This is a genomic window from Sphingoaurantiacus capsulatus (assembly GCF_042648405.1).
Lineage (GTDB): Bacteria > Pseudomonadota > Alphaproteobacteria > Sphingomonadales > Sphingomonadaceae > Sphingoaurantiacus > Sphingoaurantiacus capsulatus.
In genome coordinates this window covers 256,560-275,710 of record NZ_JBHRXV010000003.1, presented here as the reverse complement: position 1 = coordinate 275,710, position 19,151 = coordinate 256,560, and the positions used below count along the sequence as shown (strand labels likewise).

The window sequence follows — 19,151 nt, the reverse complement described above, 5'->3', positions numbered from 1 at the left end:
CAGCCGCATATTTCGACGGCTATGCTGCGGTGCAACATAAGCCCGGATTGTTTCCGTTTCAATGCATTTTTGTGCACTGCACAATAAATTGTGTGATGCGAGATAAATCAATGATTTAGTGGTCGACTTCCACTGGCGCGACGCCCGACGCCTCAAGCTGCGCGTTGATTTCCGCCATCAGTCGCTTCAGCGCCGGCTCGTTGTTCGCCTCGGCGCGGGCGACCAGTACGTCCTGCGTGTTGGAGGCGCGAAGCAGCCACCAGCCGTCGGGGGTGTTGACGCGCGCGCCATCGGTCTCGTCGATCTGCGCACCGGCGGCCTTCAGGCGGGCGAGCACCTCCTTCACCACCTCGAACTTGCGCTCCTCCGAACATTGGAAGCGCATCTCCGGCGTGTTGACCAGTTCGGGCATCGCGTCGCGCAGGCGGGTCAGCGAGCCGCCGAGTTGCGAGACGGCGCGGATCAGGCGCACGGCGGCGTAGAGCGCGTCGTCGAAGCCATAATAATCATGTGCGAAGAAGATGTGGCCGCTCATCTCGCCGGCGAGCGGAGAGTCGACCTCCCTCATCTTCGCCTTGATCAGCGAGTGGCCGGTCTTCCACATCAGCGGCTTGCCACCGCGCGCCGCGACATGGTCGAACAGCGCCTGGCTGGCCTTCACGTCGGCGATGATCGTGCCGCCCGGCACTGCGGCGAGCACCGCCTCCGACAGCACCATCAGCAACTGGTCGCCCCAGACGACGCGGCCCTTGCCGTCGATCGCCCCGATGCGGTCGCCGTCGCCGTCGAAGGCGATGCCGAAGTCGAGCTGATGGTCGGCGACGACCTTCTTCAGATCGACGAGATTGGCCTCGACGGTCGGATCGGGGTGATGGTTGGGGAAAGTGCCGTCGATCTCGGTGTAGAGAAGGTGATGCTTGCCGGGCAGCTTGGCGACCAGCATTTCGAGGATCTCGCCCGCCGCACCGTTGCCGGCGTCCCAGGCGATGTTGAAGGCCTGGCCGTCGAAATTCTGCAGCAGCCGGTCGACATACTGTTCCTTGATATCGACGCTCTCGACACCGCCGGCGCCGTCTTCCCAGTCGCCCGCCGCCGCCAGCTCGCCGATGTTGCGGATATCGTCGCCGTAGAAGGGCGCCGAACCGAGCATCATCTTGAAGCCGTTGTAATCGGGCGGGTTATGGCTGCCGGTGATCATGATGCCGCCGTCGCACTTCAGCGCGTACACCGAATAATAGAGCATCGGCGTCGGCCCGAGGCCGATGCGCACCACGTCGCAGCCCGAAGCGCGCAGACCTTCGACAAGCGCCGCCTCCATCGCTGGCGACGACAGGCGGCCGTCATAACCGACCGAAACGCGATTGCCGCCGGCGCGGCGCACCCGCGTGCCGAAGCCGCGGCCGATGGCGCGCGCGTCGGCCTCGCCCAGCGTCGATCCGATCACGCCGCGGATGTCATATTCGCGAAGCGTCGTCGGGTGGAACGCATGGGTCATGAAAGGCTCCTGAGGGTGGCGAGGTTAAGACGCGTCGCCATCGTTGCGGTTCAATGCTTTCAGCAGAATGTCGCGCGCCGCGTTGACGCGGGCGGTCAGCTCGGCGGTGCCGCCCTTGTCGGGGTGGACCTGTGCCACGATGCGGCGGTGGGCGGCGCGCACGGCGTCGACATCGGCATCGGCATCGACGCCGAGAACGGCACGCGCCTCGCCAAGGCTCATCGTGCCGCGGCTCTTCGTCAGCTGACCGGTGAAATAGAGATAGGCGACGACGGCGAGGCCGATGAGGATCAGGAACTTGATCATGCCGATGCCTGTGCCGCGGCGTCCCACATCGGCAGGTTGAGGCTGCCGATCAGTTCGCGCAGCTCGGCACGCGCCGCGACATGGCTCATGCTCACCTCGTCGATGACGGCGGTGTCAAGCAGGGTCAGGCCCTTGGGGAACAGCTCGCGGTAGATCACGCGCTCGGACAGGCCCGGCACGACGCGGAAGCCGATGCGCTTCGACAGCTCGTCGAGCGCGCCGCCGACGCGCTTCCGGTTGCGCGCCTCCAGCGACGACAGGCGGTTGCGCAGCACCACCCAGTCGACCGAGCCGCCATCGACCTTCGCCCGCGCCTTGCGCGCGTCCCACACCAGCTCGGCGTAAAAGCTCGGGCGCTTCACTTTGTAGGTATCGGGATCGACCTGCCCGATCAGGTCGAAGTCGACGAAACTGTCGTTCAAGGGCGTTACGAGCGTGTCGGCGATGCCCATCGCGGTGCGCCCCAACACGCTGTCGCGGCCCGGCGTGTCGATGACGATCGCGTCCTTGCTGCGCGCGAAGGCGCCGACCTGCGCGATCAGCCGTTCGCGGTCGAGATCGGGGGTCTCGTCGGTGATCACCACCGTCTCGGGCGTCGGCAGCTCGAGGCCGCGCTTGGCGGCGAAAGCGCTGCGGTTCTCGATATAGCGGGCGAAGGTGCGCTGGCGGCCGTCGAGGTCGAGCGCGCCGACCTTGAAGCCGGCATGCGCCAGCGCCACGGCGACATGCACCGCCGTCGTCGACTTGCCCGTCCCGCCCTTCTCGTTGCCGAGAACGATCAAATGCGCGGCCATAACCCCCCGATACTCGAAACGCTTGATTTGCGCGGCCGTGTTTCCGACAGGGGAGGCACCCTGTCAATCGAGAGCCCGACCGCCATGAAGATGCCGATCGTCCGTACCGTCGCCGAGCTGCGCGCCACCGTTGCCGGCTGGCGCCGCGACGGACTGAACGTGGCGCTCGTGCCGACGATGGGCGCGCTGCATGCCGGGCATCTGGCGCTGGTCGCCGAAGGGCTGCGCCGTGCCGACCGGGTGATCGCGACGATCTTCGTCAATCCCAAACAGTTCGGCCCGGCGGAGGACCTCGATCGCTATCCGCGGCAGGAAGCCGCCGATGCCCAAGCGCTCGATGGACAGGGCTGTAGCTTGCTGTTCGCGCCGGGTGTCGCCGAGATGTATCCGGCGGGTTTTGCCACCAACGTCAGCGTGTCGGGTGTCACCGACGATCTCGATGGCGCCGCGCGGCCCGGTCATTTCGACGGCGTCGCCACGGTGGTGAGCAAGCTGCTCAATCAGGCGCAGGCCGACGTCGCGATCTTCGGCGAGAAGGATTACCAGCAGCTCCTTACCATCCGCCGCCTCGCCCGCGACCTCGACATCCCGACCGAGATCGTCGGCCATCCCACCATCCGTGAAAGCGACGGCCTCGCGCTGTCGTCGCGCAACGCCTATCTCTCCGCCGACGAACGTGCCCGCGCGGTCGAGTTGCCGCGTGCGATGGCGGCAGCAGCAGCGGAAATCGTCGGCGGAGGCGATGTGGAATCTACACTAGCAGGCACCGTCCAGCGGCTGCTTGCGGCGGGTTTCGGGGCGGTCGATTATGTCGAGTTGCGCGATGCCAATACGCTGGAAATCATTGAAAAACTCGATCGGCCAGCGCGACTGCTGGCGGCGGCGCGGATGGGCGCTACGCGGCTGATCGATAATATCGCCGTTAACCTATCTTTATGACGTTAACCTAAAAACTGCTCCTCAGCGGCCGTTCAGAGTCACGAAGGCCGATTTGAGGAGTTGAGTTATGGGTCACAGTGAAGCGATGCAGCGCCGCATCGTCGCCGAGCGCCTCGCCAACGCCGGCATCGGCCGCGCCGCGAACTATTATGAACTGGGTGTCGACTATTCGGTCGGCCGCCACGGTGTCGAGATCGACCTGATCGAAGCGCATAAATGGTTCAACCTTGCCGCGCTGTCCGGCGACCGCCGCGCGCAGGAAGACCGCGCCGAAGTGGCCGCCGAAATGTCGGCCTGGGAGATTTCCGAGGCGCAGCGTCAGGCCCGCGCCTGGCTCGCCGATGGTGTTGCGCTCGCCGCCTAAGCCGATAGGTAGGCGTACCAGGCGATCAGCAGCACGACGCGGGGGGCGAACGCCGACCCGCTGAGCGCGGCCAGCGCCGAGGAGGCCACAGCCGCGGCCGCGCCGGTCATTAGCGCCAGCAGCGCCTGCTCGCCGACCGGCCCGGCAACGATGGCGGGCAGCGCCATCAGCAGCGACCACAGGATGCCCGCCGCCACGAAGGCCGCACGGCGCGCCATCGGCGGCAACGCGGCGGTGCCGCCGAGCAGCCGCAGGCCGCGCGCCTCGCTGCGGCCGGCGTGCGCGGTCAGCCCGAACATCAGCAGCAACAGCATCGCCGGGCTGGCGGCGTGGCGGAAATCGGTGAGATAGCCGGCCGCGGCCACGGCAATCGCCAGCAGCGGGAACAGCCGGCCGCGGCCGATCAACTGGAACTCGGCGATAATCAGATTCAGTGGCGCAAAGGCGCTCTGCGGTGCGGCAGGCGCGGCCGGATCGGCGGCGGGCGGGGCGCCGGGGGCGAGCCAGCGCGTAAGGCGCCCGGCCTTTATCGAGGGGCGACGCGGGCGGTGTGGGCGATAGACCAGCCCCGCGAACGCCGCGACGAGGATGGCGATGCCGGCCCAGGCGAAGCGCGAGTCGACGTAGCCGGGCGACATCAGCCCTGCCATCACGTCGAGCGGAATGCGACCTGCCTCGACCGGCCCGCCACCGATCTGGAAGCCGCCGTCGCCATTCGGCGCATCGAACACCAGCGGCCGCACGAAGCCGCCGAAGTCGGCCATGTTGGCGGCAAAGCTCGGCGGATCCTTGGCGCTGACGCTCGGCGCGACGAGGGAGGCCATCCAGATCATAAAGTAGAAGAAGTCACCGAGCGCGGTTCGCAGTGGCGGCAGTGCGTCGAACAGGATGCGGATGGCGGCAAGGCCCATCACCGCCGGCCCGGCGATCAGCCAGAGCGCCAGCGCGACATGGGCGACGTTCAACTCGGCCGCGGGAACGAGCAGCCAGGCAAGGAACCAGCCGGCAACGGTCAGCACGCCGAGCACGGTGAACAGCATCGCCACATCGGCGCCGAAGCGCCCGAGCGCGATGGCGACCCGCGAGCCGGCGGCAACCTCCTCGATCTGCCACGGCTGGCGGCGCGTGGTGTTCGACCGCAGGTAGATGTAGCCGATCGGCAGCAGCAAGGTGGACACGACGATGCCGAGCGACACGCCGAGCATCGCCGAGGTCATCACCGGAATCTTGTTGGCCACCGCGATGATGATCGTCGAGCCGTCGTCGCGCGGCACCCAGAAGCGGGTGCCGACCAGCGACACGAGCAATAACAGCCACAGCCCCCAGCTGCGCGAATAGCGGAGCAGCGAGGTGGTGAAGGACGAGCGCGCGATCACGACCGCGCTCATGCCGTCGCCACCTGCCCGCCGTCGACGCGCAGGGTGGCGACCGCCAGCGGGGCGAGTTCGTCGGCGAGGTGGGTGGTCATCACCACGGTGGCGGTGCGTGCGGCCTCGACGATCAGCGCGCCGACGCGGCGCGCGGTTTCGGAGTCCAGCTCGGCGGTCGGTTCGTCGAGCGCCAGCAGGCGCGGCGCGCCGAGCAGCGCCTGCGCGAAGATCAGGCGGCGGCGCATGCCACCGGAAAAAGTCGCAATGCGGCTGTTGGCATCGGCATGGAGGCCGATCGCATCGGTGATGGCGAGGAACTGGCGGTCGGCGGCGGCAAGGTCGAGACCTTTCAGCGACGCCATGTGCAGCGCGAATTCGCGCGCCGTCAGGTCGTCGGGCAGGTCGACCGCCTGCGGCGCATAGCCGAGGGTGCGGCGCAGCATCGTGCGGGCCTTGGGAAGCGGTTCACCCGCCCAGCTCATCCGGCCGCGGTTCGGCTTTTCCGCCGTCGCCAGCAGCCGGAGCAACGTCGACTTTCCCGCGCCGCTGGGGCCGACCAGCAAGGTCAGCCCGGTCGGGAAGGTCGCCGAGATGCCGTCGAGCACGACCTTGCGGCCATAGCGTTTCGTGACGCCTTCAAGCTCCAGCACCGGCACCCCCTCCTGTGTAAAACTACGCGAAGCTACGGGTACGGGCTCAGATGACGGCCGGGCCGGCGGCGGCGGCCGTCAGGATCACGGTGACGATGGTGGCGGCGAGGCTGCTAACCATCAGGCGGTGAAGGCTCGAAGAGAAAAGCATCGTGGGTCTCCTTGGTGTCGGTGGGAAATTCCACCGATGCCCTCCCTAGAGCAACCCGCGTGCCAGTTTGCGATATTGAGTATAAGATCGTTCATTATCAAATATTTGATCCGCAATCACGGTTGTGGGTGAATTTGGAGGAGCGCCAATCATTGGCGAAATCCGCCAATCGTTTCGGAGGCGGTGCTAACCCTCGCGCTTGAACGGCGCATACTCGCCGAGCAGCTCGATTTCCTGCGCGACCGCATTGCGCTCGGCCTCCAGAAAGTCGCCGACGGCGCGGCGCAGGCCCGGATGAGCGATGTAGTGGGCCGACCAGGTCGGGGTCGGCAGATAGCCGCGCGCCAGCTTGTGCTCGCCCTGCGCACCGGCCTCGACACGCTGCAGGCCCCGCGCAATCGCTGCGTCGATCGCCTGATAATAGCAGAGCTCGAAGTGCAGGAAGGGCCGGTCCTCCACGCAGCCCCAATAGCGGCCGTAGAGCGCATCGTCGCCGATCAGGTTGAGTGCGCCGGCGATGTAGCGGCCGTCCTGTTTCGCGAGGATGAGCAGCACCCGGTCGGCCATCCGCTCCGACAGCAGGCTGAAGAAGCGGCGCGTCAGATAGGGGCGGCCCCACTTCCGCGAGCCGGTGTCCTGATAGAAGCCCCAGAAGGCATCCCAATGCCCCTCGGTCAGTGCCGCGCCGCTGACATGTTCGACCTCGATGCCCTCCAGCGCCGCCGTGCGCTCACGACGGATCGCCTTGCGTTTGCGCGAGGCGAGGTCGGCGAGGAAGGCGTCGAAATCGACGTAGCCGCGATTGGTCCAGTGGAATTGCTGGCCGGTGCGGATCATCCACCCCGCCGCCTCGAACGCCACCACGTCCTCGGGCGTCAGGAAGGTAGCATGTGCCGACGACAGGCCGAATTGCGCGACCGCCGCTTCGGCGGCACCGATCAGCGCCGGCACCGCCCGCGGATCGCGGGCCAGCAGCCGCGGGCCGGGCACCGGCGTGAACGGCACGGCGATCTGCAGCTTCGGGTAATAGCGCCCGCCGGCGCGCTCGAAAGCGTCGGCCCAGCCATGGTCGAACACATATTCGCCCTGGCTGTGCGACTTGAACCAGCCGGGGAGGATGCCGGCGGGTCGGCCATCGTCGTCGTCGACCAGCAGATGCGCCGGTCCCCAGCCGGCCTCGGCGACGGCGCTGCCCGATTCCTCGAGCGCGCTGATGAAGGCGTGGCTGATGAATGGATTGCCGCTGCCGGCGCAGGCATCCCAGTCGGCGGGGTCGATTTCGGTCGCGCTGGTGATCAGGCGCGCGGCGTCCATGGCAGGATGCTCAGGCGGCCTTGCCGGCCGGCAGCTCGCCTTCGAAGATCACCTGGTCGGCCGCCTTGGCGGCAACCGCATGCGCTGCGTCGCCGCGCACCGTCCACGCCAGGATCTTCATGCCGCGCTCGCGGGCAGCGGCGATAAACGGCGAGGGCAGGCGGCGGATGTCATAGGCGATGAAATGCGGCTTCGCCTTGGAGACGAGCAGCTGCCGCCGGATGCGCTTGCGGATGTTGTATTTGGAGAAGGCGCGGCCATCGGTTTCGGTCATCACCAGCCCACGCACCACCTTCGGCGCGTGCAGCGCGAACCAGGCGGAGACGCCGGGGTGGAAGGACATGACGGCGGCGGCGCCGCGATAGCCCTCAAGCGCGCGGCGCACCGCGAAGCAGGCGGGCAGGAATTTGTTTTCGGTCGCCTTGACCTCGATCAGCACCGGCACCCGGCCGCGCACATGCAGCAGGATGTCGTGCAAGGTCTTCAGCGTCTCGTCGCTGTTCTTGAGCTTGAAGCCCTTCAGCTGCTGCCACGACATCAACGCGATCTGGCCGCGACCATCGGTCATGCGGTCAAGATTGGGGTCGTGAAAGACGATGACGTCGCCGTCGCGCGTCATTCGCACGTCGAGTTCGAGGCCATAGCCGCGCTCGATCGCGCGATCGAAGGCGGCGAGACTGTTCTCGGGAATGCCGGCGGCTTCGTCATGCAGCCCGCGGTGCGCGTACGGCTGACGCGTCAGGAAGCTCAGCGCCGACTTCTCAATATCGAGCTTCGGCCAGAACATAGGCTCAGAAAGCCGAGGCGTAGGCGACGATGGCGTCGACTTCGACCGGCACGCCGAGCGGCAGCACGGTGACGCCGACCGCCGAGCGAGCATGGCGCCCGGCGTCGCCGAAGATTTCGACCATCAGGTCGGATGCGCCGTTCGCCACCTTGGGCTGGTCGGTGAAATCGGGCGTCGAGGAGACGAACACGCCGAGCTTGACGATGCGGGTGACGCGATCGAGTGAGCCGAGCGCCGCCTTCATCTGTGCCATCAGGTTGATCGCGCAGAGGCGCGCGGCGGCCTGGCCTTCCTCGATCGACTGGTTCTCGCCGAGGCGACCCTTCAGCAGGCTGCCGTCCTTCTGGAAGGGAATCTGGCCGGCGATATGCAGCAGGCCGTTCTCCATCACGAAGGGCACATAATTAGCCGCCGGAGCGGCGGCCTGCGGAAGTTCGATACCGGCCTGACGCAGACGCTCTTCGATGCTCATGTTCGCTCCGAGAATTGCCCCCCGTCAAAGCACCTGCCGGGAAAAAGTGCAAGCGGGGCGGGCTGGGGCGGGGCGCCGCTCAGACGGCCAGAACGCGTCGGATATGATCGAGCGCCGCCGGCCAGTCGTCGATCCTGGCGTGCGCATCAGGGGCGGCGGGGATCAGCGCGCGTAACTCGGGGTCGGCGACCATGTGCAGGCGATGAACTTCGGGCGCATGTTTCGCCACCGATCCATGGTGTGGCGGCAGGTCGTCGACGAAGACGACCGTACGCGGCGCGCGCTCGGCGATCAGCGCGGCGACCGGCGGCCCCTTCGGCCCGCGGTTACAGATCACCTCATAGGGCATGCCATGCTTGGCCAGTTCGGCGCCGCGCCGGGTGCGAACCATGTCCTTGACGTTGGTCAGGATGACGATGTCGGCGCCCTGCGCCAGCGTCGCCAGGGCCTCGACCGCGCCGGCGGCGGGATACTGCCGGTCGATCCATTGCTCGAAGAAGCCGTCGAGCAGCGGCTCGACGTCGGCCTGGGTGATGCCGCTGCCGCAGGCGCGGCGACGGATCGATCCCGACAGCGAGAAGCTTTCGAAGTTGAGCTCCATGTCGTGGACATCGCTTAAGTAACCGCGGAATGGCGCGGCGAAGTGCATCAGCACCTCGTCACAATCGCAGATGACCAGTGGACGGCCGGTCATGCGCCGAGTGCGGCCCGGGCGGCGACCAGTTCCTGCGGGCGCACGTCGAGCGCCTCGGCGGCGGCGAGCAGGCTCGCCTCATGTCCTTCGAGGAAGGCGAGCGTCGCGCCGAGCACGTCCGGGTCGGCGGCGCGGGTGCGCAGGGTCGGCACGTCGAGGCCGGTCAGCGCCAGCAGCCGCGGCCCCATCGACGGGTCGCCGACGATCCAGGCGAGCGCGCGCAGGGCCAGCGTTTCGGCGTCGAGCCGCGCGCTTTTCATTTTCCCGTAGCCTCCCATGCCGAATGAAGGTCTAATCCGGCCCGAGGGAAGCCGCCAGCCCCGCGCCGGCGGCTATTCCGCGTTGTTACGTAGAGCAGAGGATGTTGCGCGATCATGACGAAGACGATTCTCGTCGTCGAGGACAATGACCTCAACATGAAGCTCTTCTGCGACCTCCTCGAGGCGCACGGCTATGCGACGATCCCGACGCGCGACGGCAAGGGCGTCGTCGAACTGGTGCGCGAGCGGCGGCCGGACCTGATCCTGATGGACATCCAGCTGCCCGAGGTGTCGGGGCTCGACATCACCCGCAGCCTCAAGAACGAGCCGGCGCTGGCGTCGATTCCGGTAATCGCGGTTACCGCCTTCGCGCTGAAGGGCGACGAGGAGCGAATCCGGCAGGGCGGCTGCGACGCCTATATCGCCAAGCCGATATCGGTCGTCCGCTTTATCGAGACCATCCGGCAGTTCGTCTAGAAGACGGCAGAAACGCGAACGGCCGCCCGAAGGCGGCCGTCACCGTGTCAGCGCGGGAGCGCCGTGAAGCTACTTGATCTTCGCTTCCTTGAACTCGACGTGCTTGCGGACGACCGGGTCATACTTGCGGAACGACATCTTCTCGGTCTGCGTGCGCGGGTTCTTCTTCGTCACGTAGAAGAAGCCGGTGTCGGCCGTGCTGACGAGCTTGATCTTGACGGTAGTCGGCTTGGCCATCTCGGCGCCCTTTGGTCTCTGTCCGAAAAAATAAAAGCGGCGAAGCTCGCCGCAGTTCGGCGGGCTATCTGGCGCAGGAGCCTTCCGAAGTCAAGGCCCGCCCTAGCGTTTGCGACGCCCCGATGACGGCGGCCGCGGCCCCCGCCCGCCGCCGGGACGCCCGCCCGGGCGCTGACGGTCGCGGCGATGACGTTCCGGCCGCGCGCCCGAGCCGGCCGGCGCCTCGGGCAGCTCGAAGCGCAGTGCCCCGGTGATCGGATTCGCCTCGGCGAGTCGCAGGTCGAGCCGCAGGCCCGGCGAGAAGATCGTGCCGCTCTCGCTGCCCTCGATCTTCTGCGTGCCCTTGTCGAAGACGAAATATTCGTCGCCGAGCGTCGAGATCGGCACCAGCCCGTCGCCGCCGATGCCGACGACCGTCGCGAAAAAGCCAAAGGCGGCGACGCCGGTGATGCGCGCCGGCAGCACCTCGCCGACCCGTTCGGACAGGAACGCCGCGACATAGCGGTCGATGGTGTCGCGCTCCGCCTCCATCGCGCGGCGCTCGGTCATCGAGATATGCTCGCCGGTCGCGGCCATTTTCGCCGCCTCATCCTCGCTAAGGCCGCCCTCGCCGAGCTTGTAGGCGCGGACCAGTGCGCGGTGGACGACGAGGTCCGAGTAACGGCGGATCGGCGAGGTGAAGTGGGCGTAGCTCCCCAACGACAGGCCGAAATGCCCGAGATGCTCGGGCGTGTAATAGGCCTGCGTCTGGGTGCGGAGGACCTGCTCGGAGATCTGCTCCTTCTCCGGCCGGTCGCCGACCTGTGCCAGCAACCGGTTGAAGGTGCGCGGCTGGATCACTTGGCCCAGCGCCATCTCGATGTCGAAGGTGTCGAGATATTCCTTCAGCGCGGCCAGCTTCTCGCGGCTCGGCGGCTCGTGCGCGCGGTACATGCACGGCGCGCGCTTCGCCTCCAGCGCCTTGGCCGCCGCGACGTTGGCGGTGATCATGAACTCCTCGATCAGCCGGTGCGCGTCGAGCCGCTCGCGCACCGCGACGCTCATGATGCGGCCCTGCTCGTCGATCTGGACGCGGCGTTCGGGCAGGTCGAGTTCGAGCGGCTCGCGCTTGCCGCGCGCCTTGTCGAGTACGCCCCACGCGCCCCACAGCGGCTTCAGGATCGTCTCGGTGTGCGGGCTTTCCAAGGTGCCGTCGATGGCCGCCTGCGCGTCCTCATAGGCGATATTCTCGACGCAGCGGATCACCGCGCGGGTGAAGCGCCACTTCAGCAGCTTGCCGTCAGGCGCGATCTGCAGATGGCAGGCCAGGACGCCGCGGTCCTCGTTGGCGACGAGCGAGCAGGCGTCGGCGGACAGCGCCTCGGGCAGCATCGGCACGACGCGGTCGGGGAAATAGACCGAGTTGCCGCGCTTGAATGCCTCCCGGTCGAGCGCGCTGCCGGGGCGAACGAACCACGATACGTCGGCGATGGCGACCACGGCCTTCCAGCCGCCTTGGTTCGCCGCATCGTCGTCGGGCGCGGCCCAAACGGCGTCGTCATGGTCGCGCGCATCGGCGGGATCGATGGTGAGGATCGGCAGGTGGCGCAGATCCTCGCGGTCGCCGAGCGGCGCTTGCGCCGCCGCGTTCGCCTCGGCGATGGCCTCGTCGGGGAAGCGGTGCGGGATGCCCTTGGCGTGAATGGCGATCAGCGAGAAGCTGCGCGGCGCGAACGGGTCGCCCAGCACCTCGACGACACGCGCTGTCTGCCGCGGCGGGCGCCCAGTCGGCTCGACGAGCACGAGGTCGCCCGGCTCGGCCTCGCCGGGATCGGACACGTTGATTTCCAGCCGCGCCCGCTTGTCGACGGGCACCAGCCGCCAGCTCCGCGCGACGCCGCCGCCCTTCTGGTCGCGCTTGTCCTCGCGCAGGATACCGAGCACGAACTCGGAACTGCGCGACAACTTCTTCATCGGGTGGGCGCGATAGCCGCTGCCCACTTCCTCGATGCGGGTGAGGATGCGGTCGCCGATGCCGAGCGCCTCGCGCTTGCTATGCTCGACGATGCGGACGCGCGGCGGGGTGCCGCCCTTGTCCCAGGCGTCGGGAATGGCGACGGGGCCTTCCTCGACCTCGACGACACGCAGCACGGTCACCTTGGGCAGGCCGCCGCCCTTGTGGAAGTTGCGCCCGGCGCCGGCCTCGAGATCGCCGTCGTTCGCCATGTCGCGCAGCAGCGCCTTCAGCGCGATCTTGTCCTGCGCGTGCAGCCCGAAGGCGCGCGCGATCTCACGCTTGCCGACGGGGGTCGGGCTCTCCTCGATAAAGCGCAGGACCTGCTCGCGGGTGGGCAGACCGGGAAGGGGACGACGGGCCATGATCAGGTAACGCCATTCAGGCGCTGGCGGAGCCAATCGGCCAGCACGGCTTCGGAGAGTTGCCCGGCAGCGAGCGCGATCACGGTTCGATAGGCGTCTTCCCGATCGTAGCTCAACTGCCCACCGTTCAATCGGACGAACAACCGCGCGACGATCCACGCTGTCCGTTTGTTGCCATCGACAAAGGGATGGTTGCGCGCAATGCCAAACGCATAGGTGGCGGCGAGTTCCGCCAGGTCGGGCTCGCCATAGGCCGCGAGATTGACGGGCCGGGCCAATGCGGATTCCAGCGCCCCGTGGTCTCGGGTACCGGCGGGCCCACCGTGTTCAGCCAACTGCTCCGAGTGGACAGCTTCGGCGATCTCGGCGTCGATCCAGATCCAATCCGTCACTGCGCAAGTGCGTGCAGCAGATCGCGATCCTCGCGCATGATCTGCCGGGCGATCCGCATTTTCTCTTCGAACTCCGGATCGCGCGCACGCAATTCGATGCCATTGGGCGTCTCGACGATGAACAACTCGTCACCGCGCTCGACGTTCAGGCGTGCGAGCACTTCCTTCGGCAGGATGACACCCGTCGAGTTGCCGACGGCGGTGAGCTTAACCGGCTTGTTCATAACGATTCCTATATAACGATCGTTATAACCGCTCAAGCTTTCGACGGTTTCTTCGCCTTCGTAGCCGGCTTCTTCGCTGCCGGCTTTTTGGCTGCCGCCTTCGCCGGCGCCTTCTTGCCGCGCCCGCCCTTCTTCGACGGGCCGGCCGCGGCGCGGGCGTCGATCAGGGCGGCGGCGTCTTCCAATGACAGCGTCTGGATATCGTGCGCCTTCGGCACCGTGGCGTTGGTGGTGCCGTCGGTGACGTAGGGGCCGAAGCGGCCTTCCATCAGCCGGATCGCCGCGCCGCTGGTCGGGTGCGCGCCGATCTCGCGCAGCGCCGCCGGGGCCTTGCGCTCGAACTTGCCGCCGCGCGGCTCGGCGAGCTTCACCACCGCGGCATTCATGCCGGTCTCGAATACCTCGGCGGTCGAGGTGAGCTTCGCGTATTTGCCGTCATGCGCGAGATAGGGGCCGTAGCGGCCGATGCTCGCGGTGATTGGCAGACCGGTCTCCGGATGGTTGCCGATGGTGCGGGGCAGCGACAGCAGCCGCACCGCCATCGCGAGATCGAGGTCCTCCGCCTTCACATCGCGCGGCAGGCTGGCGCGTGGCGGCTTCTCGCTCTCGCCGCGCTGCACGAACAGGCCGAAACGGCCCGAGCGCAGGGTGATCGGCTCCTGGCTCTCCGGGTCGAGGCCCAGTTCCTTCGGGCCGGTGTCGCCGTTGGCGCCCGCCGCCTCGCCCTCGCCGAACGGCCGGGTGTAGCGGCAGTTGGGATAGTTGGAGCAGGCGATGAACGAACCGAACTTGCCGCCGCGCAGCGACAGGCGGCCGTCGCCGCACGCCGGGCAGCGGCGCGGATCGCCGTCGCCCTTGTCGGGGAACAGGTAAGGCGCAAGGAACTCGTCGAGCTGCAGCGTCACCTCGGACGGCTTCAGCTCGATGATCTCCTGCGTCTTCGGCTGGAAATCTTTCCAGAACTCGCGAAGCACCGTCTTCCAGTCGATGTCGCCGTCGGCGATCTCGTCGAGCTGCTCCTCGAGGCCGGCGGTGAAGTCGTAGCTGACGTATTTCTCGAAGAAGCGCTCGAGGAAGGCGGTGACGAGCCGGCCCTTCTCCTCCGGGTGGAAGCGGTTCTTGTCGACGCGGACGTAGGAGCGGTCGCGCAGGGTCTGCAGGATCGAGGCGTAGGTGGAGGGGCGGCCGATGCCGAGCTCCTCCAGCTTCTTGACGAGGCTCGCCTCCGAATAGCGCGGCGGCGGCTGGGTGAAATGCTGCTCGGCGCGGGCGGCGTCGAGCTTCACCATGTCGCCCTGCGTCAGCTTGGGCAGCCGCTGGCCGTCCTCCTCGTCCGCCGGCTCGTCGCGGTCCTCCTGGTAGAGGGCGAGGAAGCCGGGGAAGAGCACGACCTGGCCGGTGGCGCGCAGGGTGGCGCGGCCATGCTCGTCGACGAGATCGACGCTGGTGCGCTCCAGCCGGGCCGAGGCCATCTGGCTGGCGAGCGTGCGCTTCCACACCAGCTCGTAAAGCCGGCGGTGGTCGCCCGACAGGCCGGCGGCGTCGGGGGCGCGGCTCATCTCGGTCGGGCGGATCGCCTCATGCGCTTCCTGCGCATTCTTCGCCTTCGACGTGTAGACGCGCGGCTTGTCGGGCACCGAGGTCGCACCGAAGCGCTTGCCGATCACGTCACGCGCCGCGGCGATCGCCTCGCCAGCGATCGTCACGCCGTCGGTGCGCATGTAGGTGATGACGCCCTCTTCATAGAGCTGCTGCGCCACGCGCATCGTCTGCGTCGCGGTGAAGCCGAGCTTGCGCGCCGCCTCCTGCTGCAAGGTCGAGGTGGTGAAGGGCGGGTAGGGGTTGCGGCTGACCGGCTTGGTTTCGACACCCGCCACCTTGTAGCGGCCGGCGAGCACATCGGCCTTCGCCTCGTTGGCAAGCGCGGCGTTGTTGAGGTCGAACTTGTCGAGCTTCTTGCCCTGCCACGTCACCAGCCGCGCGCCGAAGGCCTGGCCGCCGGGCGACGCGAAATCGCCGTCGACCGTCCAGAACTCGCGGGTGATGAAGGTCTCGATCTCGCGCTCGCGGTCGACGATCAGGCGCAGCGCCACCGATTGCACGCGGCCCGCCGACTTGGCGCCGGGGAGCTTGCGCCACAGCACCGGCGACAGGGTGAAGCCGACGAGATAGTCGAGCGCGCGGCGCGCCAGATAGGCGTCGACCAGCTCCTGGTCGAGCTGCCGCGGCGCCTTCATCGCCGTGAGGATGGCGCCTTTGGTGATCTCGTTGAAGGTGACGCGCTGCACGTCCTTGGGGAGCGCGCGCTTGCCCTTCAGCCACTCGTAGAGGTGCCACGAGATCGCCTCGCCCTCGCGATCGGGGTCGGTGGCGAGGATGAGGGTGTCGGCCGATTTGGCCTCATCGGAGATGGCGCGGAGCTGCTTCGAGCGGTCGGCCGAAACCTCCCACAGCATGCGGAAATCATCGTCGGGAAGGACCGAGCCGTCCTTGGGCGGCAGGTCGCGGACATGGCCGTAGGAGGCCAGGACTTTATAGTCCGACCCCAGATATTTGTTGATCGTCTTCGCCTTGGCCGGCGATTCCACGATCACAAGCTGCATGTACCAATTCCCTCTGAACGGCCCGACGCCGCGAGCGCGGGGCTGTAGTCCCTATATAAGACGTGCCGCAAGCCCCTGACGCTCAGGACAAAGCTACGCGTCCGCCGGCGTGACGGACGAGTCGGCCGCCGATTTCGAGTTCGAGCAATATCGTCTGCACCACCGCGGGCGGCAGGTTCGACAGGCGGATCAGCTCATCGACGGGCACCGCGACCGGGCCCAGCAACGCGATCACCGCATCGCGTTCGGCCTCGCCCGCTTCGGCGACCGGCGCCGGTGAAAAAGGCGGCGCGGGTGGAGTCGCGGCGCGAGACCCGCCGATCGGGCCGAGCGATTCGAGCACGTCGGCGGCGGACTGCACCAAGGTCGCGCCGTCGCGGATCAGCAGGTTGCAGCCCTGTGCGCGCGGATCGAGCGGGCTGCCCGGCACCGCCATCACCTCGCGGCCCTGCTCGCCGGCGAAGCGCGCGGTGATCAGCGATCCCGATTTCGGCGCCGCCTCGACGATGACCACGCCCTGCGACAGGCCGGAGATGATGCGGTTGCGGCGCGGGAAATGCCGCGCCTGCGGCTCGACGCCGAGCGGCTGCTCGGCGACGACCAGCCCCTGCGCGAACAGCTGCTCGTGCAGATCCGCGTTCTCGGGCGGATAGACGATATCGAGCCCGCCCGCGATGACGCCCACCGTGCCGCCGTCGAGCGCGCCGGTGTGCGCCGCGGCATCGATGCCGCGCGCCAGCCCGGACACGACCACCACACCTTCCGCGGCGAGATCGGCGGCCATGCCGCGCGCGAAGCGGATCGCGGCAGCAGACGCGTTGCGCGCGCCGACCATCGCGACCGCTGGCCGGTCGAGAAGTCGGACATCGCCGCGCATCGCGAGGACTGGCGGCGCGTCGTCGATCTCGGCGAGGAGGCGCGGGTAAAGGGCGAGGCCCCAGAACAGCAGCCGGCCGCCGAAGCGTTCGACCGCCGCCATCTCGCGCTCGGCATCGGCGGCGGTGGCGATGCGCAGCGATTTGCGGCCGCCGCGCCGGGCCAGCTCGGGCAGCGCGTCGAGCGCGGCGCGACCGTTGCCGAAGCGGGTGATGAGCTGGCGGAAGGTGACGGGGCCGACGTTTTCGGAGCGGATCAGCCGCAGCCGCGCGATCCGTTCGGCCTCAGACGCCGACGGCGCGTCAGCCATCCGTCTTGGCGCCGATCTTCGATTCGGTGCCGGCGCGCAGCCGGGCGATATTGTCGGCGTGTTTCACCAGCACGAACAGCGCCATGCCGAAGAACATCGCGGCGTGGCTGTAATTGCCCTGCACCAGCGGCGGGATCGGCGTCGCGACCGCAGCCGCCATGCCGCCGGCCGACGAATAGCGGGTAATCAGCATCGCCGCGACCCAGACGACGGCGAAGACGAGGCCGGCGGGCCAGTAAACCGCCAGCGCCACGCCGAGCATCGTCGCGACGCCCTTGCCGCCTTTGAAGCCGAGCCAGACGGGATAGAGGTGGCCGATGAAGGCCGCGATGCCCGCGACCACGTCCATGTTGGTGTCGGGTGCGAAGTGACGGGCGAGCAGCACCGCGGCGGCGCCCTTGCCGGCGTCGAGGATCAGTGTCGCGGCGGCGAGGCCCTTGCGGCCGGTGCGCAGCACATTGGTGGTGCCGATGTTGCCGGAGCCGATCTTGCGGATATCGCCCCCACCGGCGGCGACGGTGAGCAGCAGGCCGAAGGGAATCGAGCCGAGCAGATAACCTGCGGCGATCCACAGCCAGACGCTTTGCAGCAGCGATGCTTCCATACGCGCGAGCGTAGCCGACACTCGGCTCAACGCAAACGGCTCGTCGTGATGATAGCTGCGGTGGCGCTAGCGCCGTGCCAAGCTGCCCGCCGGGGAGGAACATAACATGCGATTGAGCCAGCCGCGGATCACGCCGACCGCCAACGAGGAATGGACGCCCGAGCAGGCGGCGCTGATGGCGCCGCTGGTCGAGCACGGCAGCGCCTTCAACATCTTCCGCACGATGGTGCGCCACCCGGAGGCGTTCCGCGCTTTCTTGACGTGGGGCAATTATGTGCTCAGCCAGAAGAATGCGCTGCCGGCGCGCGAGCGCGAGATCGCCATACTGCGGATCGGCTGGCTGTGCCGTGCCGGGTACGAATGGGGCCAGCATGTCGTGATCGGCAAACGATCGGGACTGACCGATGCGGAAGTCGAGGCGATCAAGGTAGGGGAGGGTACGCCGGATTGGAGCGCTGCCGATGCAGCTATCCTCGCAGCCTGCGACGAGCTTCATGCCGACCAGTTCATCAGCGACGCGACCTGGGCGCGGCTGGCGGCGCATTTCGACGAGAAGCAGCGTGTCGATCTCGTCTACACCGTCGGCCAGTACACGCAGGTGTCGATGCTGCTGAACAGCTTCGGCGTGCAGCCCGACGTCGGCTTGGCGATCGATCCCGCGATCGATGGGCGCTGAGATGGGCCGGCTCGCGGGCAAGATCGCGGTGGTGGTCGGGGCGGGGCAGACGCCGGGCGACACCTTGGGCAACGGCCGTGCCACCGCGCTGCTGTTCGCTCGCGAAGGGGCGAGCGTGCTGTGTGTCGACCGGGCCGCCGAACGCGCCAAGGCCGTCGCCGCCGAAATCCGGGGCGAAGGCGGCACGGCCGAGGCGCAGGCGGCCAACGTGGCCCGCGAAGCCGATTGCGCGGCGCTGGTCGCGGCGGCGATCGAGCGCTTCGGGCGCATCGACGTGCTCCACAACAATGTCGGGATCGGCGCCGGCGACGGGCCGGTCGACAAGCTTGACGAGGATGCGTGGGACCGGATCATCGAGGTCAACCTCAAGGGCATGTGGCTGACGATCAAGCATGCGCTGCCGGCGATGCGCGAGGGCGGCGGCGGAGCGATCGTCAACATCTCCTCGCTCGCGGCGATCGCGCCGGCCGGGATCATCGCCTACGAGGTGTCGAAGGCGGGGGTGAACAAGCTCACCACCAGCGTCGCGGCGCTCAACGCCCGCCACGGCATCCGCTGCAATGCGGTGATGCCGGGCCTGATCGATACGCCGATGGCGATCCAGGGCTGGGCGGGCTTGAGCGGCGAGGAGCAGGCGAAGGTACGGGCACAGCGCAACGCCCGCGTGCCGCTCGGCGCGATGGGCACGGCCTGGGACGTTGCAACGCCGCGCTGTTCCTCGCGTCGGACGACGCGCGCTTCATCACCGGCGCGATCCTGCCGGTCGATGGTGGCATGTCGGTTCGGATCGGTTGAGCC

The 19,151-nt window shown here is 67.9% G+C and carries 21 protein-coding genes and 1 pseudogene; 5 read left to right on the top strand and 17 right to left on the bottom strand.

The features are described 5' to 3' along the window. Positions 1 to 115: 115 nt before the first annotated feature. The 3 genes from pgmG to ACFOMD_RS04705 are packed head-to-tail and all read right to left on the bottom strand — an operon-like array spanning position 116 to position 2,595. Positions 116 to 1,495: a phosphoglucomutase/phosphomannomutase PgmG gene (gene pgmG / locus ACFOMD_RS04715; protein WP_380857597.1), complete on the bottom strand. Its 1,380-nt coding sequence runs from the start codon at positions 1,493 to 1,495 to the stop codon at positions 116 to 118. Between the two features lie 24 nt (positions 1,496 to 1,519). Next, positions 1,520 to 1,801, bottom strand: a complete 282-nt coding sequence (locus ACFOMD_RS04710; RefSeq protein ID WP_380857594.1) for a DnaJ domain-containing protein — start codon at positions 1,799 to 1,801, stop codon at positions 1,520 to 1,522. Further along, positions 1,798 to 2,595, bottom strand: a complete 798-nt coding sequence (locus ACFOMD_RS04705; RefSeq protein WP_380857591.1) for a division plane positioning ATPase MipZ — start codon at positions 2,593 to 2,595, stop codon at positions 1,798 to 1,800. Before ACFOMD_RS04705 ends, ACFOMD_RS04710 begins: the two co-directional genes overlap by 4 nt. Before the next feature lie 90 nt (positions 2,596 to 2,685). On the opposite strand from ACFOMD_RS04705, the gene panC reads away from it, so the two are divergent. Both panC and ACFOMD_RS04695 read left to right on the top strand, forming a co-directional pair. Further along, positions 2,686 to 3,534, top strand: a complete 849-nt coding sequence (panC, locus tag ACFOMD_RS04700; protein WP_380857885.1) for a pantoate--beta-alanine ligase — start codon at positions 2,686 to 2,688, stop codon at positions 3,532 to 3,534. A 67-nt stretch (positions 3,535 to 3,601) separates the two neighbouring features. Further along, positions 3,602 to 3,898, top strand: coding sequence for a hypothetical protein (locus ACFOMD_RS04695; RefSeq protein ID WP_380857588.1), 297 nt, complete (start codon positions 3,602 to 3,604; stop codon positions 3,896 to 3,898). Here ACFOMD_RS04695 and ACFOMD_RS04690 read toward each other — a convergent pair. From ACFOMD_RS04690 to ACFOMD_RS04660, 7 genes are all read right to left on the bottom strand, one after another. Further along, entirely contained in the window at positions 3,895 to 5,286 is a 1,392-nt protein-coding gene (locus ACFOMD_RS04690; protein WP_380857585.1) for a hypothetical protein, read from the bottom strand. The two genes, ACFOMD_RS04695 and ACFOMD_RS04690, sit on opposite strands and share 4 nt — an antisense overlap. After that, complete coding sequence (locus tag ACFOMD_RS04685; protein ID WP_380857582.1) at positions 5,283 to 5,918, bottom strand: ATP-binding cassette domain-containing protein; 636 nt, start codon at positions 5,916 to 5,918, stop codon at positions 5,283 to 5,285. The genes ACFOMD_RS04690 and ACFOMD_RS04685 overlap by 4 nt, the downstream gene beginning before the upstream one ends. A 337-nt stretch (positions 5,919 to 6,255) precedes the next feature. After that, positions 6,256 to 7,383 carry a GNAT family N-acetyltransferase gene (locus ACFOMD_RS04680; protein WP_380857579.1) on the bottom strand — a complete coding sequence of 376 codons (1,128 nt, stop codon included), beginning with the start codon at positions 7,381 to 7,383 and terminating at the stop codon, positions 6,256 to 6,258. A 10-nt stretch (positions 7,384 to 7,393) separates the two neighbouring features. Next, positions 7,394 to 8,170 carry a glycerophosphodiester phosphodiesterase family protein gene (locus ACFOMD_RS04675; RefSeq protein ID WP_380857576.1) on the bottom strand — a complete coding sequence of 259 codons (777 nt, stop codon included), beginning with the start codon at positions 8,168 to 8,170 and terminating at the stop codon, positions 7,394 to 7,396. 4 nt (positions 8,171 to 8,174) lie between these two features. Continuing rightward, the gene (locus ACFOMD_RS04670) at positions 8,175 to 8,642 is read right to left on the bottom strand and encodes a RidA family protein (RefSeq protein ID WP_380857573.1); all 468 of its coding nucleotides are present in this window, start codon (positions 8,640 to 8,642) and stop codon (positions 8,175 to 8,177) included. Between the two features lie 79 nt (positions 8,643 to 8,721). Beyond that, the gene (locus tag ACFOMD_RS04665; protein ID WP_380857570.1) at positions 8,722 to 9,336 is read right to left on the bottom strand and encodes an HAD family hydrolase; all 615 of its coding nucleotides are present in this window, start codon (positions 9,334 to 9,336) and stop codon (positions 8,722 to 8,724) included. Next, positions 9,333 to 9,596: a DUF3572 family protein gene (locus ACFOMD_RS04660; RefSeq protein WP_380857567.1), complete on the bottom strand. Its 264-nt coding sequence runs from the start codon at positions 9,594 to 9,596 to the stop codon at positions 9,333 to 9,335. The genes ACFOMD_RS04665 and ACFOMD_RS04660 overlap by 4 nt, the downstream gene beginning before the upstream one ends. A gap of 114 nt (positions 9,597 to 9,710) precedes the next feature. Here ACFOMD_RS04660 and ACFOMD_RS04655 point away from each other — a divergent pair, with 114 nt between their 5' ends. Further along, positions 9,711 to 10,073, top strand: a complete 363-nt coding sequence (locus tag ACFOMD_RS04655; protein ID WP_380857559.1) for a response regulator — start codon at positions 9,711 to 9,713, stop codon at positions 10,071 to 10,073. A gap of 69 nt (positions 10,074 to 10,142) precedes the next feature. Here the strand turns inward: ACFOMD_RS04655 and rpmG are convergent, their stop codons facing one another. The 7 genes from rpmG to plsY form a co-directional block, all read right to left on the bottom strand. Next, entirely contained in the window at positions 10,143 to 10,310 is a 168-nt protein-coding gene (rpmG, locus tag ACFOMD_RS04650) for a 50S ribosomal protein L33 (RefSeq protein WP_380857556.1), read from the bottom strand. A gap of 102 nt (positions 10,311 to 10,412) precedes the next feature. Next, positions 10,413 to 12,668, bottom strand: a complete 2,256-nt coding sequence (rnr, locus tag ACFOMD_RS04645; protein WP_380857553.1) for a ribonuclease R — start codon at positions 12,666 to 12,668, stop codon at positions 10,413 to 10,415. A 2-nt stretch (positions 12,669 to 12,670) separates the two neighbouring features. Beyond that, on the bottom strand, positions 12,671 to 13,060 hold the full coding sequence (locus tag ACFOMD_RS04640; protein ID WP_380857550.1) for a type II toxin-antitoxin system death-on-curing family toxin: 390 nt from the start codon (positions 13,058 to 13,060) through the stop codon (positions 12,671 to 12,673). Next, a complete protein-coding gene (locus ACFOMD_RS04635) occupies positions 13,057 to 13,284 on the bottom strand; it encodes an AbrB/MazE/SpoVT family DNA-binding domain-containing protein (protein WP_380857547.1) in 228 nt (75 codons plus the stop codon). The genes ACFOMD_RS04640 and ACFOMD_RS04635 overlap by 4 nt, the downstream gene beginning before the upstream one ends. A gap of 32 nt (positions 13,285 to 13,316) precedes the next feature. Continuing rightward, positions 13,317 to 15,887, bottom strand: a complete 2,571-nt coding sequence (topA, locus tag ACFOMD_RS04630; protein ID WP_380857544.1) for a type I DNA topoisomerase — start codon at positions 15,885 to 15,887, stop codon at positions 13,317 to 13,319. An 82-nt stretch (positions 15,888 to 15,969) separates the two neighbouring features. Beyond that, the gene (dprA, locus tag ACFOMD_RS04625; protein ID WP_380857541.1) at positions 15,970 to 17,073 is read right to left on the bottom strand and encodes a DNA-processing protein DprA; all 1,104 of its coding nucleotides are present in this window, start codon (positions 17,071 to 17,073) and stop codon (positions 15,970 to 15,972) included. Then, positions 17,066 to 17,677, bottom strand: coding sequence for a glycerol-3-phosphate 1-O-acyltransferase PlsY (plsY, locus tag ACFOMD_RS04620; protein ID WP_380857538.1), 612 nt, complete (start codon positions 17,675 to 17,677; stop codon positions 17,066 to 17,068). Before plsY ends, dprA begins: the two co-directional genes overlap by 8 nt. Positions 17,678 to 17,783: 106 nt before the next feature. Here plsY and ACFOMD_RS04615 point away from each other — a divergent pair, with 106 nt between their 5' ends. Both ACFOMD_RS04615 and ACFOMD_RS04610 read left to right on the top strand, forming a co-directional pair. Then, complete coding sequence (locus tag ACFOMD_RS04615; protein ID WP_380857535.1) at positions 17,784 to 18,353, top strand: carboxymuconolactone decarboxylase family protein; 570 nt, start codon at positions 17,784 to 17,786, stop codon at positions 18,351 to 18,353. Beyond that, positions 18,343 to 19,148 (top strand): annotated as a pseudogene (locus ACFOMD_RS04610) (SDR family NAD(P)-dependent oxidoreductase). The gene ACFOMD_RS04615 and the pseudogene ACFOMD_RS04610 overlap by 11 nt, the downstream one beginning before the upstream one ends. Positions 19,149 to 19,151 lie beyond the last annotated feature (3 nt).

What these genes read in the sequence shown, in the direction of transcription:
- ACFOMD_RS04635 (WP_380857547.1), bottom strand. Translation starts at nt 13,284, where the DNA reads ATGAACAAGCCGGTTAAGCTCACCGCCGTCGGCAACTCGACGGGTGTC.
- dprA (WP_380857541.1), bottom strand. Translation starts at nt 17,073, where the DNA reads ATGGCTGACGCGCCGTCGGCGTCTGAGGCCGAACGGATCGCGCGGCTG.
- ACFOMD_RS04670 (WP_380857573.1), bottom strand. Translation starts at nt 8,642, where the DNA reads ATGAGCATCGAAGAGCGTCTGCGTCAGGCCGGTATCGAACTTCCGCAG.
- ACFOMD_RS04695 (WP_380857588.1), top strand. Translation starts at nt 3,602, where the DNA reads ATGGGTCACAGTGAAGCGATGCAGCGCCGCATCGTCGCCGAGCGCCTC.
- ACFOMD_RS04705 (WP_380857591.1), bottom strand. Translation starts at nt 2,595, where the DNA reads ATGGCCGCGCATTTGATCGTTCTCGGCAACGAGAAGGGCGGGACGGGC.
- pgmG (WP_380857597.1), bottom strand. Translation starts at nt 1,495, where the DNA reads ATGACCCATGCGTTCCACCCGACGACGCTTCGCGAATATGACATCCGC.
- ACFOMD_RS04615 (WP_380857535.1), top strand. Translation starts at nt 17,784, where the DNA reads ATGCGATTGAGCCAGCCGCGGATCACGCCGACCGCCAACGAGGAATGG.
- ACFOMD_RS04665 (WP_380857570.1), bottom strand. Translation starts at nt 9,336, where the DNA reads ATGACCGGCCGTCCACTGGTCATCTGCGATTGTGACGAGGTGCTGATG.
- ACFOMD_RS04690 (WP_380857585.1), bottom strand. Translation starts at nt 5,286, where the DNA reads ATGAGCGCGGTCGTGATCGCGCGCTCGTCCTTCACCACCTCGCTGCTC.
- topA (WP_380857544.1), bottom strand. Translation starts at nt 15,887, where the DNA reads ATGCAGCTTGTGATCGTGGAATCGCCGGCCAAGGCGAAGACGATCAAC.
- ACFOMD_RS04655 (WP_380857559.1), top strand. Translation starts at nt 9,711, where the DNA reads ATGACGAAGACGATTCTCGTCGTCGAGGACAATGACCTCAACATGAAG.
- ACFOMD_RS04710 (WP_380857594.1), bottom strand. Translation starts at nt 1,801, where the DNA reads ATGATCAAGTTCCTGATCCTCATCGGCCTCGCCGTCGTCGCCTATCTC.
- plsY (WP_380857538.1), bottom strand. Translation starts at nt 17,677, where the DNA reads ATGGAAGCATCGCTGCTGCAAAGCGTCTGGCTGTGGATCGCCGCAGGT.
- ACFOMD_RS04660 (WP_380857567.1), bottom strand. Translation starts at nt 9,596, where the DNA reads ATGAAAAGCGCGCGGCTCGACGCCGAAACGCTGGCCCTGCGCGCGCTC.
- rnr (WP_380857553.1), bottom strand. Translation starts at nt 12,668, where the DNA reads ATGGCCCGTCGTCCCCTTCCCGGTCTGCCCACCCGCGAGCAGGTCCTG.
- ACFOMD_RS04675 (WP_380857576.1), bottom strand. Translation starts at nt 8,170, where the DNA reads ATGTTCTGGCCGAAGCTCGATATTGAGAAGTCGGCGCTGAGCTTCCTG.
- rpmG (WP_380857556.1), bottom strand. Translation starts at nt 10,310, where the DNA reads ATGGCCAAGCCGACTACCGTCAAGATCAAGCTCGTCAGCACGGCCGAC.
- panC (WP_380857885.1), top strand. Translation starts at nt 2,686, where the DNA reads ATGCCGATCGTCCGTACCGTCGCCGAGCTGCGCGCCACCGTTGCCGGC.
- ACFOMD_RS04680 (WP_380857579.1), bottom strand. Translation starts at nt 7,383, where the DNA reads ATGGACGCCGCGCGCCTGATCACCAGCGCGACCGAAATCGACCCCGCC.